Origin of the sequence: Streptomyces bikiniensis (assembly GCF_000716625.1) — a bacterium.
Classification (GTDB): domain Bacteria; phylum Actinomycetota; class Actinomycetes; order Streptomycetales; family Streptomycetaceae; genus Streptomyces; species Streptomyces bikiniensis.
On the sequence record NZ_JNXJ01000036.1, the window covers coordinates 53,221 to 66,844 of the forward strand.

Consider the following 13,624-nt stretch of genomic DNA (forward strand, 5'->3'; position numbering starts at 1 on the left):
GGGTCGCGCTAAAGTCAGCGCCATTCCGCGGGCGCCCGCCCGTGGCCGGCCAGGGAGCGAATCGTGCTGATCCCTCACGACACCCGGATCGCCCTCGACACCGTCGTCGATCTGATGAACACCGCGCCCCAGGGCGACCGCCCCGACGCGCTCGCCGACCTCCAGGGCCTCCACGCCTTCGTCCGCGCGCACAAGATCAGCGACGTGGGCGACCTCGGCGCCGACGACCTGCGGGCCGTGCGCACGGTGCGCGAGAAGTTCACGGCGGTCTTCTCCGCGCCCGAGGCCCGGATCGCGGCCCCCCTGATCAACCAGCTGGTGGCGGGCGCGGGCACCACCCCGCAGCTCACCGACCACGACGGCTACGACTGGCACGTGCACTACTTCGCCCCGGGCGCCTCGGTCGCGGACCACCTCGCGGCCGACTGCGGCATGGCCCTGGCGTTCATCGTCGTGGCGGGCGAGCAGGAGCGGCTGCGGCGCTGTGAGGCGCCGGACTGCGGCCGGGCCTTCGTCGACCTCTCCCGCAACCGCTCGCGCCGCTACTGCGACAGCCGGACCTGCGGCAACCGGCTGCACGTGGCCGCCTACCGGGCGCGCCGCAAGGAGGCGGCGGGCTGACCGTCCGCTCCGGAGGGATCACAGCACGAAGAGGTCGTGCACAGCGGCCGCGAGCAGCAGGCAGCCGATGACGCCCAGGAAGATCATCAGCGGTGGCTGGGAGAGCGCGTACAGACAGCCGCGCGCCTCTTCGCCGGGGGCGTCGGCGGGGACGTGGGTGGGGACGTCGGTGGGGGCGGGGACGGGGTCCCGCGAGGTATCCAGCATCTCGGGGGGATGATCGCGCACGCCGCGTGCCCGACCTCACGGAACACCCCTTCTGACCGGGGGTTCACCCCTTCCCGTGGATCACCGAACCAGGACGGTCGGCGGAATCGCCAGAAGCGGTCAGATTCCGTGCTTCTTCAGAATCGCCTCGATGTCGCTGAAGTCGTCGCCCGCGGGCTCGGCGGCCTTCGACCTCCCCGTCACGGCCCTCGGGGGAGCCGGTGCGCCGGGCGCCGCGGCTCTCGGGGCGGCCTCCGCGACGGCGGCCCCCGCCCGGCCGGCCCGGCGCCGCTCGACGGCCCGGGTGGACAGGAAGAGCAGCCAGGCCAGGCCGAGCACGCCGAAGCCGGCCCAGGCCACCGGGCTGAACGCCGTGCCCGCGATCCAGGCGACGGCCCCCGTCATCACCAGGCCGAGGGGCACCAGCGCGTAGGCCGCGATCCGGGCGGCGGACAGGAAGCGCTTCCGGTACGCCGCGATCGCGGCGATGCCCAGGCCCGCCGCGGACACCGCGGAACAGATGGTCTCGGCGAGCATGCGGTCCTCCAGGTCCCCGTGTGATGCGTCCCTTCCATCCTGCACCCCCGCCCCCGCCCGAGCCATGCTCCCGAGCCGGTCTCAGGGAGATCTCCGGGTCGCCCCGGCCGGGATCTCCTCCCCGGGTCCCGGTGAGCCCCCGGGCGCCGGTGGGCCCCGGGCGCCGGTGGGCCCCGGGCGCCGGCGGACCCCCGGCCCCCGGTGAGGGAGACTGCTGGCATGAGCGACTCCACCACCGCACCCGTCTCCCCCGTCGTCCTGGAGGCCTGGTTCGACCTCCAGTGCCCCGACTGCCTCCGGGCCCTCGACGACGTCCGCGCGCTCCGCGGGAAGTACGGCGACCGGCTCGACGTACAGCTGCGCCACTTCCCGCTGCCGAAGAACAAGCACGCGTACGCCGCCGCCCAGGCCGCCGAGGAGGCCGCCGCACAGGGCGAGGGCTGGCCGTACGCGGAGGCGCTGCTCACCAGGACCAGGGAACTCGGCGAGCGGGGCGAGCCGGTCCTCCTGGAGGTCGCGGCCGAACTGGGCCTGGACGCCGAGGAGTTCGACACCGCCCTGATCGACGGCCGGCACCTGCTGACCGTCGACGCGGACGAGGCCGAGGGCAAGGCGATCAAGGTCACCGGCACGCCGACCTACGTCATCGGCGGCGAGCGCCTGGACGGCGGCCAGAGCCAGGAGGGGCTGCGGGAGCGGATCGAGGCGATCGCCGACCGCCTCCTCGGCGCCTGATCCTCCCGCCCGGACGGGCCTACAGCAGCGGCTTGGCGCCGTTGACGTGGGTCGTGCGGTAGCCGAGCGACTCGTAGAGGCGGACCGCCGGGGTGTTGTCCGCGAAGACGTGCAGTCCGAGCAGGGTCTCCCCGGCCTCCCGCGCGACCCGCTCGGCGAGCAGCATGAGCGCCCGCCCGCAGCCGCGCCCGCGCTGCGCCTCGTCCACCTCGATGTCGTACACGTAGGCGGCCCACCGCCCCGGTTCGAGCTCGGTCCGGCCCGTCCACAGGACGCCGGCGGGCCGCCCGTCCCGGACGAGGACGTGGAACGCGGCGCCCGGGGTGGCGAGTCCGCCGGGCAGGAGGACGCGGTGGCTGCTCTCGGCCTTCGCGCGCGCCTGCTCCTCGGGAACGCCCCGCTCGGTCCACTCCTGTGCGAAGGCCTCCCTGGCCCGCGCCTCCCACTCCTCGTACTCGGCGCCGGTCATCGGCCGGACCTCGACGCCCTCCGGCAGGGCGGGCGGGACGTCGGGCAGTTCCTTGACCATGTTCCGGCTGCGCTCGACGTAGCCGAGCGAGCGGACCATGCGCAGCGCGGGCGCGGCGTCGGCGGGCACCGACGCGGACACGTGGACGCAGCCCCAGCTCCGCAGCACCTCCTCGGAGGCGAGCGCGGCGACCGTGCCCCGGCCCCTCCCCCGGTCCGGCTCGTCGATCCGGAGGTCGCGGATCACTCCCGAGGCGATGCCGAAGCCGGGGTCGGTGGCGAGGTGGACGGAGCCGACGCGGCGGCTGTTCACGCACACGTCGTACGTGCGGGAACGGCCGCCGTCGGGCAGCTGCTGAAGCGGCTCGACCGGCCGCAGGGTGGTGGTCATCAGAGGTGTTCTACCCGCCCCGGGGCCGCCCGTCATCGGGTTTTACGGCGGTCCGCGGCCGGGTCCCGACCGGGCCCTAACCGAGGCGCGGGTCCCGGTCGCGGGCCGCGTGCTCCTCGAAGGTCCGCATGGCCTTGGCGGTGACCGGGCCGGGCGCCGGCGACAGTTCGCGCCCGTCGATCCGGTGCACGGCCTGCACGTCGCGGAGGGTCGAGGTCAGGAAGACCTCGTCGGCGCTCTCCAGGACGTCCAGCGGCAGATCGGTCTCCTCGGCGCCGGTCCACCGCACGGCGAGGGCGCGGGTGATGCCCGCGAGGCAGCCGGAGGAGACGGGCGGGGTGAGGATCCGGCCGCCGACCACGACGAAGACGTTGGAGCCGGTGCCCTCGCAGAGCTGCCCCACCGTGTTGGCGAAGAGCGCCTCGGAGGCCCCCTGCTCGCGCGCCTTCGCGAGGGCGACGACGTTCTCCGCGTACGAGGTGGTCTTGAGGCCGGTGAGGGCGCCGCGCTCGTTGCGGGTCCAGGGCACGGTGACCACGGCGGTGGTGTCGGGGCGGCGGCTCGTCCCGCCGAGGGCGACGACGAGGCTGGTCCCGGCGTCGCCGCGCTCCGAGCCGAGCGGGGAGGGGCCGCCGGTGTACGTGATGCGGAGCCGGCCGAGCTCCACCGGGTTGGCCTCCAGGACGGCGGCGCAGGCCCGGCGGACCTCGTCGAGGTCCGGGTCGGGCAGGCCGAGGCCCCGGGCCGAGCGGGTGAGCCGCTCCAGGTGGAGGGTGAGGGCGAACGTCTCGCCGCGCTCCGCCTTGACCGTCTCGAAGATGCCGTCGCCGACGGTCAGTCCGTGGTCCAGTACGGAGACCCGGGCGGTCTCCGCGTCGTGCAGCCCGCCGTTGACCCAGAGTTTCATCGGGAAATGGCCTTTCCGGTCGCCTCGGAGGCGCCTGGTTCGTGGAGGCCCGACGCTATCGCGACCAGGCGGGACGCCTTGAGTTCGGTCTCCTCCCACTCGCGCTCGGGGTCGGAGCCCCAGGTGATCCCGGCGCCGGTGCCGAAGCGCAGCACGCCCTCGGGGCGGTCGATCCAGAAGGTGCGTATGCCGACGGCCAGCTCGCCGGTGCCCGCGTCGGCGTCGACCCAGCCGACGCCCCCGCAGTAGGGGCCCCGGGGCGCGGTCTCCAGGGCCTCGATGATCCGCAGCGCGCTGGACTTGGGGGCGCCGGTGACCGAGCCGGGCGGGAAGGTGGCGGCCAGCAGCCCGGGCCAGCCGGCGTCCCGGCGCAGCACGCCGCTGACGGTGGAGACGAGGTGGACCAGGCCGGGGTGCTCCTCGACCGCGCAGAGGACGGGGACGGCGACGGAGCCGGTCTCGCTGACGCGCCCCAGGTCGTTGCGGACCAGGTCGACGATCATCACGTTCTCGGCGTGGTCCTTGGGGAGGAGGTCGGCGGCGGTGCGGCCGGTGCCCTTGATGGGCCCCGAGGAGACCCGGGGCCCCTCCCTGCGCAGATAGAGCTCGGGGGAGGCGGTGGCGACCTCCACGCCGTGGGCGGGCAGGCGGATCGTTCCGGCGTACGGGGCGGGGTTGCCCCGGGCGAGGAGCGCGGTGAGGGCGTCCACGTCGGCGGCGGCCGGGTCCGGCAGCGGCGCGGACAGCACCCGGCAGAGGTTCGCCTGGTAGACCTCGCCGCGCGCGATGTGCTCCCGCACGCGCCGTACGCCCGCGGTGTACGCGGCGCGGTCGAGGGAGGACGTCCAGGCGCCGGCGGCGGGGCCGCGCCAGGCGCCCGGCACGGGCGCGGGCACCGGGTCCGGCCGCACGTCCCCGAAGCGGGCGCAGGTCAGGCGCCCCTCGAAGTCCGCGCAGACGGCCCAGAACCCGGTGGAGTCCAGGGCCTCGGGGTCGTGGGTGACGTCCCGGAGGTCGGTGGCGACGAGGCCGCCGAAACGGGCCAGGGGTGCGAGGTCGTACACGCGTCGAGTCTAGGTCGGGCGGGACGGGGGCACCGGGCCGCGTCGCGGCGGGGGCTCCGCGCGATCCGGGGAACACGGCGAGTGAACGCCGCGCGAACCCTCCGGGGGTCCTGCCGGAGGGTGGTCGCCGGCGCCCCGGTCGGCCCGCAGGTCAGCACGCTGCGGAAACGCGTTTTTGTGCTGGCCCGGGAATCCGCTAGAGTTCAACACGTCGCCGGGACGCGCAAGCGGAACGGAAACGACAAGCGGACGTGGCTCAGTTGGTAGAGCATCACCTTGCCAAGGTGAGGGTCGCGAGTTCGAATCTCGTCGTCCGCTCGATGTGGGGGATCTTCCCGAACCCCCGTATTCACTCCTGGTGGAGTGGCCGAGAGGCGAGGCAACGGCCTGCAAAGCCGTCTACACGGGTTCAAATCCCGTCTCCACCTCCAAGGACGATTAGCTCAGCGGGAGAGCGCTTCCCTGACACGGAAGAGGTCACTGGTTCAATCCCAGTATCGTCCACTGGACCTTCGGGTCCCGGGTCCTCGGATCCCCCGCGCGATTAGCTCAGCGGGAGAGCGCTTCCCTGACACGGAAGAGGTCACTGGTTCAATCCCAGTATCGCGCACGCAGTACGACCGCCTTCGGGTAGGTTGTGCACAGCCCGCGCGATTAGCTCAGCGGGAGAGCGCTTCCCTGACACGGAAGAGGTCACTGGTTCAATCCCAGTATCGCGCACCACAGCAAGGAGCCCCCGGCCGCGTCTCGCGGCCGGGGGCTCCTTCGTTCCGGGGCCTCAGGAGGAGAAGAGCATCCGGCCGAAGCCGCGCTGGCGGTAGTGACCGCCGTGGTGGCCGCCGTGGTGCGGGGCGCCCCAGGCCGGTGCGGCGGGAGCGGGCTGCGCCGGGTAGGCCCCCGGGGCGGGCGGCGCCGGCGGGGCCTGCTGGACCCACTGGGACTCCAGGCGGGTCAGGGCCTCCAGCTCGCCGTAGTCCAGGAATATGCCCCGGCAGCCGCTGCACTGCTCGATCTGGACGCCGTTGCGGTTGTACGTGTGCATGGCCGCGTGGCACTTGGGACACTGCATGCTCGGCTCAACTCCCTGACATTGCCGTTCGAATGGTCGCTTCACCTTACGTGGACGCCGAAAGTGCCTACCCGGTTCGATGTCCGGCGATGCGGGCGCAGGTGTCGATCATCACCTCCTCGACCTCGTCCAGCCGTCGGCCCTCGGCCGTGGACTTCGCGAGGGCCAGCGCGGCGGTCTGCACCGTCAGGGCACGGGCCGGCACGTCGAGCCGGACCCAGGGGTCGGACCCCACCGCCGGGCCGCCCGCCTCCTGGTACGCGCCGAGGAAGCGGGACCAGACCTCCGGGGGCAGGATGCCGGCGGCGAACCAGGCTGCCGGACGGGCCAGGTCCCAGGCGGGATCCCCCAGCCCCAGGTCGTCCACGTCGATGAGTCGCCAGGAGGGAGGGCCCTCCGGGGCGGGAGCGGGAGATACGAGTCGGACGAGTTGCCCCAGGTGGAAGTCGCCGTGGCAGAGCAGGTGGGGGGTGTTCCCGGGGGCCGTGAGTTCCGCGGGGATCGTTCCCCAGGCCGCGAGGACCGTGGCCGTGGCCGGGTGGTGCGGCGCCGACCGGCGCATCCGGTCCACCGCGAGGGCGGCCTTGAGCGGGGCCCGCATCGGCGGAAGGCCGGTCCCGGGCGGGAGTGGAGTGCGGTGGAGCAGGGCGAGGAGCCGTGCCGCCTCCTCCCACGGGGCGGCGTCGGGGTCCCCCGGGTCGACGGGCGGCCCGTACGGCCAGAGCGTGACCGGGCGTCCGCCGAGCGCCTCCGGAGCGGCCGGGGGCAGCGGGCGGGGCGACAGGAGCACGTCGGCGACGTCCGGGCGGGCGGCGAGCGCGAGCCGCGCGCGGTGCGCCTCGGGGTCGGTGTCGGGGGCGTGCGCCTTCACCACGAGCGCCCCGTGCCGTACGACGGTTCCGTCCTCCCGGTCCGCGAGCACCCCGACGAGGCCGTCGTCCGCGCAGCCGCAGGGGGCGACGCCGGGCGGATGGGCGGCGGTGCGGGCCAGGGCGGCGAGGCCGTCGAGCGGGGCGCCCGAAGCGGGCGTGGACCGGGCGGTGGGAGTCACGCGGGGAGCGTACGGGGTGGAGCGGGGTGTGTGTCGGAGTGTGCGGGGTGGAGCGGGGCACGCGTGTGTGCGTGGGGTGGAGCGGGGCGTGTGTGCGTGGGGTGGCGGGAACGCGCGAGGGCCGGTCGGCTCCCCGGCCGACCGGCCCCACGCTGCCGTCCGTCGCACCCCCGTCCCCACGGGGCTGATGGCCGGATGTCCCGACCCGGGCCGCTCTCCCGGGTCCGGGGCGCCGCTCAGCGCCCCAGCATCACGCCCACGGACGACGCCTGTGTGACCACCGCTTCCCAGCCGCCGAAGACGACCACGAGCAGGGCCGCGAGAGGAAGGACCATGGCCGTGGCCACCAGGGGGTGACGGCGGCCCGTGGGCCGGCTGGTCGTCCGCGGTGCCGTGTAGGCCATGGTTCCTCTCCCGTCGTGTGGCGCGGCGGGTGCGTAACCTCGGGGGACGAGTGCTGCACCCGCCGCGTGACAACAACCTTAGGAAGCGGGGAGCGGCGGGGCGTCATGCCCGCGTACCGACTTGCGGGCCTCCCGGAGGATGACGGGCGCCCGCACGGCGTACTCCCCTGGGTGGAGACGGGGGGCGTACAACCCCGGGTCTTCCCCGAGGGGTTGCGCACGGGAGGTGGAGGAGCCCGGGCGGCGTGACATCGCTCACTTCCTTGATCGTCGTGGGAGCGGCCGGGGCCGCCCGGTCGGCCGGGCCTCTTCCCGGGGGGCGTGCGGCCGGGGACGGGAGGCTTCGTCAAGTGGGTTTTCCGGGGCGGGTGTTGGGGGTGGTGCGGAGCCGTCGGCCCTTCGGGGGGTTTCACAGCACTGACAATCGATCCCGGTGCGAGGGCGCGGCCTATGAGCGCGTGCGGGCGCCACTACGTAAGCTGTGCCACGTCGAACGGACGAGGGGACGGACATGGCGATGATGCGGCTCCGGCGCGAGGATCCGCGGATCGTCGGGTCGTTCCGGCTCCACCGCAGGCTGGGAGCCGGCGGCATGGGCGTCGTGTACCTGGGGTCCGACCGGCGCGGCCAGCGGGTGGCCCTCAAGGTCATCCGGCCCGACCTCGCCGAGGACCAGGAGTTCCGGTCGCGGTTCGCCCGCGAGGTGTCGGCGGCCCGGCGGATCCGCGGCGGCTGCACGGCCCGGCTCGTCGCCGCCGACCTGGAGGCCGACCGCCCCTGGTTCGCCACCCAGTACGTGCCCGGCCCCTCCCTGCACGACCGCGTCGCCGAGGAGGGGCCGCTGCGCGCCGCCGACGTGGCCTCCATCGGGGCCGCGCTCTCGGAGGGCCTGGTCGCCGTCCACGAGGCCGGCGTCGTGCACCGGGACCTCAAGCCGTCGAACATCCTGCTCTCCCCCAAGGGCCCCCGGATCATCGACTTCGGCATCGCCTGGGCCACCGGCGCCAGCACCCTCACCCACGTGGGCACCGCCGTCGGCTCCCCCGGCTTCCTCGCCCCCGAGCAGGTGCGTGGCGCCGCCGTCACCCCCGCCACCGACGTGTTCTCGCTCGGCGCCACGCTCGCGTACGCGGCGATGGCCGACTCCCCCTTCGGGCACGGCAGTTCCGAGGTCATGCTCTACCGGGTCGTGCACGAGGAGCCGCAGCTGCACGGCGTGCCCGACGCGCTGGCGCCCCTCGTCCGGGCCTGTCTCGCGAAGGACCCGGAGGAGCGGCCCAGCACGCTCCAGCTGTCGATGCGGCTCAAGGAGATCGCGGCGCGCGAGGCGCAGGGGCTGCCCGCCTCCCGGCCGCCCGTGCAGCGGGAGCGGTCCGAGGAGCGGAACGCCGTCCGGCCGACGGAGCGGTACACCGAGTACGCCGAACGGGACACGCGCGGGCGTGGGCCCGAGCGGGTGGGTGAGCGCGGGTCCGAACGCGTTTCCGAGCGGGAGCGCGGTCAGGGGCGGGGGTCTTCCCCGCGGTCCTCCGCCGCCGGGCCGCGGACCGGGGGCTCGCGGCCCCCGCAGTCCCGTTCCGGCACCAGGCCCGGCGTCCGCTCCACCTCGACGGGGCGCCGGCCCGCCAACCCCCGGCTGCTGCGGCAGCGGCTCTTCGTCTTCGTGGTCGTGACCCTGGTCGTCGCCCTCGGCATCGCCGCCGCGCAGGCCCTCCAGGGCTGAGCCGAGCGGGTTCGCTACTCCTCCGGGCGGCCCGTCGCCACCGCGTAGAACGCCACGGCCGCCGCCGCTCCCACGTTCAGCGAGTCCACGCCGTGGGCCATCGGGATGCGGACCCACTCGTCGGCGGCCCGCAGCGCCTTCTGCGACAGCCCCTCGCCCTCCGCGCCCAGCATCAGCGCCACCCGCTCCAGCTTGTGCGGGGCGGCCTCGTCGATGGAGACCGCCCGCTCCGCCGGGGTGAGCGCGAGCAGCCTGAAGCCCGCCTCCCGCACCGTCTCCAGGCCCCGCGGCCAGCCCTCCAGGCGGGCGTACGGGACGGAGAAGACCGCGCCCATGGAGACCTTCACGGAGCGCCGGTAGAGCGGGTCCGCGCAGTCCGGGGAGAGCAGGACCGCGTCCATGCCGAGGGCGGCGGCGCTGCGGAAGATGGCGCCGATGTTGGTGTGGTCGTTGACCGACTCCATGACCACCACCCGGCGGGCCTCCGCAAGCAGCCCGGACGCCTCCGGGAGCTCCTTGCGCTGCATGGACGCGAGGGCTCCCCGGTGCACGTGGTAGCCGGTGACCCGCTCCGCCAGGTCCGGGTCGATCACGTACACCGGCGCCTCGGAGCCGTCGATGACGTCCCGCATGGCCTCGACCCACTTGGCCGAGAGCAGCATCGACCGCATCGCGTACCCGGCCTGCCCCGCCCTGCGGATGACCTTCTCGCCCTCCGCGATGAACAGGCCCTCGGCCGGCTCCCTCCTGCGGCGGAGTTCCACGTCGGTCAGGCCCGTGTAGTCGTGCAGGCGGGGGTCGTCGGGGGCTTCGATGCTGATCAGTTCGGCCACGGGGTGTCGCTGCCTCGTTCGGGGGTCGGGGTTGTGTGGGTGTGCTTCACGCCGTCGGCCCGTTCGGGCCTTCCGTGACCACCGCGCCTATGACGATCACCGCCGGCGGGCGGACCTCCTGCGTCCTGACCGTCTCGGCCACCGTCGCGAGCGTCGCGTCCACCCGGCGCTGGGCCGCCGTCGTGCCCTCCTGGACCAGGGCCAGGGGGGTCTCCGGGGCCTTGCCGTGGGCGATGAGCGCCTCCGCGATCTTTCCTATCTTGTCGACGCCCATGAGGATCACGAGGGTGCCCGTCAGCCTGGCGAGCGAGGCCCAGTCCACGAGGGAGCGCGGGTCGTCGGGGGCCACGTGCCCGCTGACCACCGTGAACTCGTGGGCCACCCCCCGGTGCGTGACCGGGATGCCCGCCGCGCCCGGCACCGAGATCGAGCTGGAGATGCCCGGGACCACCGTGCAGGCGATGCCCTCGGCGGCGAGCGCCTGCGCCTCCTCCATGCCCCGGCCGAAGACGAACGGGTCGCCGCCCTTCAGGCGGACCACCGACTTCCCCGCCTTCGCGTGCTCGATCAGCGCGTTGTTGATGGCCTCCTGCGCCATGAACCGGCCGTACGGGATCTTCGCCGCGTCGATCACCTCGACGTGCGGGGGCAGCTCGTCCAGGAGGTCGCGGGGGCCGAGGCGGTCCGCGATCACCACGTCCGCCTCCGCGAGCAGGCGGCGGCCGCGCACCGTGATCAGGTCCGGGTCGCCGGGGCCGCCGCCGACCAGGGCCACGAACGGGGTGCGGGCGCGGTGCTGGGGCGCCGCGATCGAGCCGTCCCGCAGGCCCTCCACGATCGCGTCCCGCACGGCGGCCGAGCGGCGCGGGTCGTGGCCGGTGAGCACCGCCACGGTGACGCCGTCGCCGCGGCCGGTGGCCGGGGTCCAGGCGGTGGCCGCCTCGGCGTCGTCCGAGCGCACGCACCAGGTCCGGGTCCGCTCGGCCTCGGCGGAGGCCGCCTCGTTCGTGGCGGGATCCGTCGTGGCGACCAGGACGTACCAGGCGTCCGCGAGGTCACCCTCTTCGTAGCGGCGCTTGAGCCAGGTGATCTCGCCCGTCTCCGCCATCGCGTCCACGGACGGGGTCGCGGAGGGGGAGACCAGGGTGATGTCCGCGCCCGCGGCGATCAGGGCGGGGAGGCGGCGCTGGGCGACCTGGCCGCCGCCGAGGACCACCACGCGGCGGCCGGCGAGGCGGAGGCCCACCGGGTAGGCGGGGTGGGCGTCGGGGGTCGCCTTCTCGGTGTTCTCGGCCATGGGTGAGCGGCTCCTCGGGGCGTGGCAGGTGCGGGCCGCTGCGGCGGTGGAGCGGCTGGTGGGGCGCTGTTTCGGGTCCCACGATATCGGGGGCCACGGGGGGTCACCCTGTGACGGATCTCCCCGCCGTGGAGCGTGACGTGGGGGCCGCTCCGGGGTCGCATTCGGGACTGCATGATTTACGGCGCCCGCCGCCCTGGAGAGTTCGGCTTCTTGTCGCGCCACACATCACGCTTTACGTCCCGAACGCGACCCCTGCGCGGCCCCCACTCCCGTGTGGGGTGGGAGCCGCGCCGTGGTGCTACTTCTCGGTGACTCCCGCCGAGTCGAACGTGGCCACCTCGTGCATCGCGCGGGCCGCGCTCTGCACCAGCGGGAGGGCGAGCAGGGCGCCCGTGCCCTCGCCGAGGCGGAGGTCCAGGTCGACCAGGGGGCGCAGGCCCAGCTTGTTCAGGGCCGCCACGTGGCCCGGCTCGGCGCTGCGGTGGCCCGCGATGCAGGCCGCCAGGGACTCCGGTGCGATCGCCCGGGCCACGAGGGCCGCCGCTCCGGTGGAGACGCCGTCCAGGATCACCGGGGTACGGAGGGAGGCCGCGCCCAGGATCAGGCCCACGAGGGCCGCGTGCTCCAAGCCGCCGACCGCCGCGAGGGCGCCGATCGGGTCCTCCGGGTCCGGGGTGTGCAGGGCGAGGGCGCGGCGGACCACGTCCACCTTGCGGGCGTGGGTCTCGTCGTTGATGCCCGTGCCCCGGCCCGTGACCTCGGCCGGGTCCACGTCGGTGAAGACCGAGATCAGGGCGGCGGACGCCGTGGTGTTGGCGATGCCCATCTCGCCCGTGAGCAGTGCCTTGTTTCCGGCCGCCACGAGGTCGCGGGCCGTTTCGACGCCCACCTCGATCGCCGCCAGGACCTCCTCGCGGGTCATCGCGGGACCCGTGGTGAAGTCGGCGGTGCCGGGGCGGACCTTGCGGGGCAGGAGGCCCGGGGTGGCCGGGAGGTCGGCGGCCACGCCGACGTCGACGACGCAGACCTCGGCGCCGACCTGGTTGGCGAAGGCGTTGCAGACCGCTCCCCCGCCGAGGAAGTTGGCCACCATCTGGCCGGTGACCTCCTGCGGCCAGGGCGTGACGCCCTGGGCGTGGACGCCGTGGTCGCCCGCGAAGACCGCGACGGCCGCGGGCTCCGGGATCGGCGGCGGGCACATCCGGGAGAGGCCCGCGAGCTGGGCGGAGATGATCTCCAGCATGCCGAGCGCGCCGGCCGGCTTGGTCATGCGCTTCTGGCGCTCCCAGGCCTCGCCGAGCGCCTTGGCGTCCAGCGGGCGGATGTTCGCGACGGTCTCCTGGAGGAGGTCGTGCGGCTCCTCGCCGGGCAGGGCGCGGCGGCCGTACGTCTCCTCGTGGACGACCCAGGCCAGCGGGCGGCGCTTGGACCAGCCCGCCTGCATCAGCTCGGGCTCCTCCGGGAACTCGTCCACGTAGCCCACGCAGAGGTACGCGACCACTTCGAGGTGCTCGGGGAGGCCGAGGGCGCGGACCATCTCGCGCTCGTCGAAGAAGCTGACCCAGCCGACGCCGAGGCCCTCGGCGCGGGCCGCGAGCCAGAGGTTCTCGACCGCGAGCGCGGAGGAGTACGGGGCCATCTGCGGCTGCGTGTAGCGGCCGAGGGTGTGGCGGCCGCCCCGGGTGGGGTCGGCGGTCACCACGATGTTGACCGGGGTGTCGAGGATGGCCTCGATCTTCAGTTCCTTGAACTGCTTCGCGCGGGCCTTCGGGAGCGACTTGGCGTACGCCTCGCGCTGCCGCTGGGCCAGTTCGTGCATCGTCTGCCGGGTCTCGGCGGAGCGGATGACGACGAAGTCCCAGGGCTGGGAGTGGCCGACGCTGGGGGCCGTGTGCGCGGCCTCCAGGACGCGGAGCAGCACCTCGTGCGGGATCGGGTCGGAGCGGAAGCCGTTGCGGATGTCGCGGCGCTCGCGCATGACGCGGAGCACCGCCTCGCGCTCGGCGTCGTCGTAGCCGGGGGCCGGGGCCGTGACGTTCTCCGGGGCCGTGACGTCTTCAGGAGCCGTGGTGTCTTCCGTGGCCGTGGTGTCTTCCGTGGCCGTGACGGTTTCCGGGGCGGGAGCGGGCTCCGGGGTCGGGATGGTTTCCGGGGCCGGTTCCAGGGCTTCCGGAGCCGCTTGCGGGGTGGCCGGGGGGGCTTCCGGGACCTCCGGGGCCTCCTGTGCCGGTTCCGGGACCTCCGGGACCTCCTGGACCTGTCTCTTATACACATCTCCGAGCCCACGAGACTAGGCATGATCTCGTATGCCGTC

The 13,624-nt window shown here is 74.4% G+C and carries 13 protein-coding genes, 5 tRNA genes and 1 pseudogene; 8 read left to right on the top strand and 11 right to left on the bottom strand.

Features of this window, described 5'->3' with window-relative positions:
• The first annotated feature begins 63 nt into the window (after positions 1-63).
• Positions 64-621: a CGNR zinc finger domain-containing protein gene (locus OO47_RS25265; RefSeq protein WP_030214813.1), complete on the top strand. Its 558-nt coding sequence runs from the start codon at positions 64-66 to the stop codon at positions 619-621.
• A gap of 18 nt (positions 622-639) precedes the next feature.
• Here OO47_RS25265 and OO47_RS25270 read toward each other — a convergent pair whose 3' ends face one another.
• Together OO47_RS25270 and OO47_RS25275 are read right to left on the bottom strand one after the other, a co-directional pair.
• Entirely contained in the window at positions 640-828 is a 189-nt protein-coding gene (locus OO47_RS25270) for a hypothetical protein (RefSeq protein ID WP_030214812.1), read from the bottom strand.
• Between the two features lie 120 nt (positions 829-948).
• The gene (locus OO47_RS25275; protein ID WP_030214809.1) at positions 949-1,365 is read right to left on the bottom strand and encodes a hypothetical protein; all 417 of its coding nucleotides are present in this window, start codon (positions 1,363-1,365) and stop codon (positions 949-951) included.
• A gap of 219 nt (positions 1,366-1,584) precedes the next feature.
• Between OO47_RS25275 and OO47_RS25280 the strand changes: the two genes are divergently transcribed.
• Entirely contained in the window at positions 1,585-2,100 is a 516-nt protein-coding gene (locus tag OO47_RS25280; RefSeq protein WP_030214803.1) for a DsbA family protein, read from the top strand.
• Positions 2,101-2,119: 19 nt separating this feature from the next.
• On the opposite strand, the gene OO47_RS25285 is transcribed toward OO47_RS25280, so the two are convergent.
• From OO47_RS25285 to OO47_RS25295, 3 genes are all read right to left on the bottom strand, one after another.
• Positions 2,120-2,959 carry a GNAT family N-acetyltransferase gene (locus OO47_RS25285; RefSeq protein WP_030214801.1) on the bottom strand — a complete coding sequence of 280 codons (840 nt, stop codon included), beginning with the start codon at positions 2,957-2,959 and terminating at the stop codon, positions 2,120-2,122.
• Positions 2,960-3,035: 76 nt separating this feature from the next.
• Complete coding sequence (locus OO47_RS25290; protein ID WP_030214799.1) at positions 3,036-3,866, bottom strand: aminotransferase class IV; 831 nt, start codon at positions 3,864-3,866, stop codon at positions 3,036-3,038.
• A complete protein-coding gene (locus tag OO47_RS25295; protein ID WP_030214796.1) occupies positions 3,863-4,930 on the bottom strand; it encodes a chorismate-binding protein in 1,068 nt (355 codons plus the stop codon). The genes OO47_RS25290 and OO47_RS25295 overlap by 4 nt, the downstream gene beginning before the upstream one ends.
• Before the next feature lie 245 nt (positions 4,931-5,175).
• Between OO47_RS25295 and OO47_RS25300 the strand changes: the two genes are divergently transcribed.
• From OO47_RS25300 to OO47_RS25320, 5 genes are all read left to right on the top strand, one after another.
• Positions 5,176-5,248 (top strand) — tRNA-Gly (locus OO47_RS25300).
• Between the two features lie 39 nt (positions 5,249-5,287).
• Positions 5,288-5,361, top strand: a tRNA-Cys gene (locus tag OO47_RS25305).
• Position 5,362: 1 nt separating this feature from the next.
• Positions 5,363-5,434 (top strand) — tRNA-Val (locus OO47_RS25310).
• A gap of 34 nt (positions 5,435-5,468) precedes the next feature.
• Positions 5,469-5,540 (top strand) — tRNA-Val (locus OO47_RS25315).
• Between the two features lie 38 nt (positions 5,541-5,578).
• Positions 5,579-5,653, top strand: a tRNA-Val gene (locus OO47_RS25320).
• Between the two features lie 55 nt (positions 5,654-5,708).
• On the opposite strand, the gene OO47_RS25325 is transcribed toward OO47_RS25320, so the two are convergent.
• The 3 genes from OO47_RS25325 to OO47_RS37400 form a co-directional block, all read right to left on the bottom strand.
• Positions 5,709-5,999, bottom strand: coding sequence for a TFIIB-type zinc ribbon-containing protein (locus OO47_RS25325; RefSeq protein ID WP_030214791.1), 291 nt, complete (start codon positions 5,997-5,999; stop codon positions 5,709-5,711).
• Positions 6,000-6,066: 67 nt separating this feature from the next.
• Entirely contained in the window at positions 6,067-7,050 is a 984-nt protein-coding gene (locus OO47_RS25330) for an aminoglycoside phosphotransferase family protein (protein WP_030214788.1), read from the bottom strand.
• 236 nt (positions 7,051-7,286) lie between these two features.
• The gene (locus OO47_RS37400) at positions 7,287-7,454 is read right to left on the bottom strand and encodes a hypothetical protein (RefSeq protein ID WP_030214785.1); all 168 of its coding nucleotides are present in this window, start codon (positions 7,452-7,454) and stop codon (positions 7,287-7,289) included.
• 511 nt (positions 7,455-7,965) lie between these two features.
• On the opposite strand from OO47_RS37400, the gene OO47_RS25340 reads away from it, so the two are divergent.
• Positions 7,966-9,177, top strand: a complete 1,212-nt coding sequence (locus tag OO47_RS25340; protein ID WP_030214783.1) for a serine/threonine-protein kinase — start codon at positions 7,966-7,968, stop codon at positions 9,175-9,177.
• A 14-nt stretch (positions 9,178-9,191) separates the two neighbouring features.
• Here the strand turns inward: OO47_RS25340 and OO47_RS25345 are convergent, their stop codons facing one another.
• The 3 genes and pseudogenes from OO47_RS25345 to cobT form a co-directional block, all read right to left on the bottom strand.
• A complete protein-coding gene (locus tag OO47_RS25345) occupies positions 9,192-10,010 on the bottom strand; it encodes a TrmH family RNA methyltransferase (RefSeq protein WP_030214779.1) in 819 nt (272 codons plus the stop codon).
• 46 nt (positions 10,011-10,056) lie between these two features.
• Positions 10,057-11,307: a uroporphyrinogen-III C-methyltransferase gene (cobA, locus tag OO47_RS25350; RefSeq protein ID WP_030214772.1), complete on the bottom strand. Its 1,251-nt coding sequence runs from the start codon at positions 11,305-11,307 to the stop codon at positions 10,057-10,059.
• A 301-nt stretch (positions 11,308-11,608) separates the two neighbouring features.
• Positions 11,609-13,543: pseudogene (gene cobT, locus OO47_RS25355) on the bottom strand (nicotinate-nucleotide--dimethylbenzimidazole phosphoribosyltransferase); the annotation flags it as partial.
• Positions 13,544-13,624 lie beyond the last annotated feature (81 nt).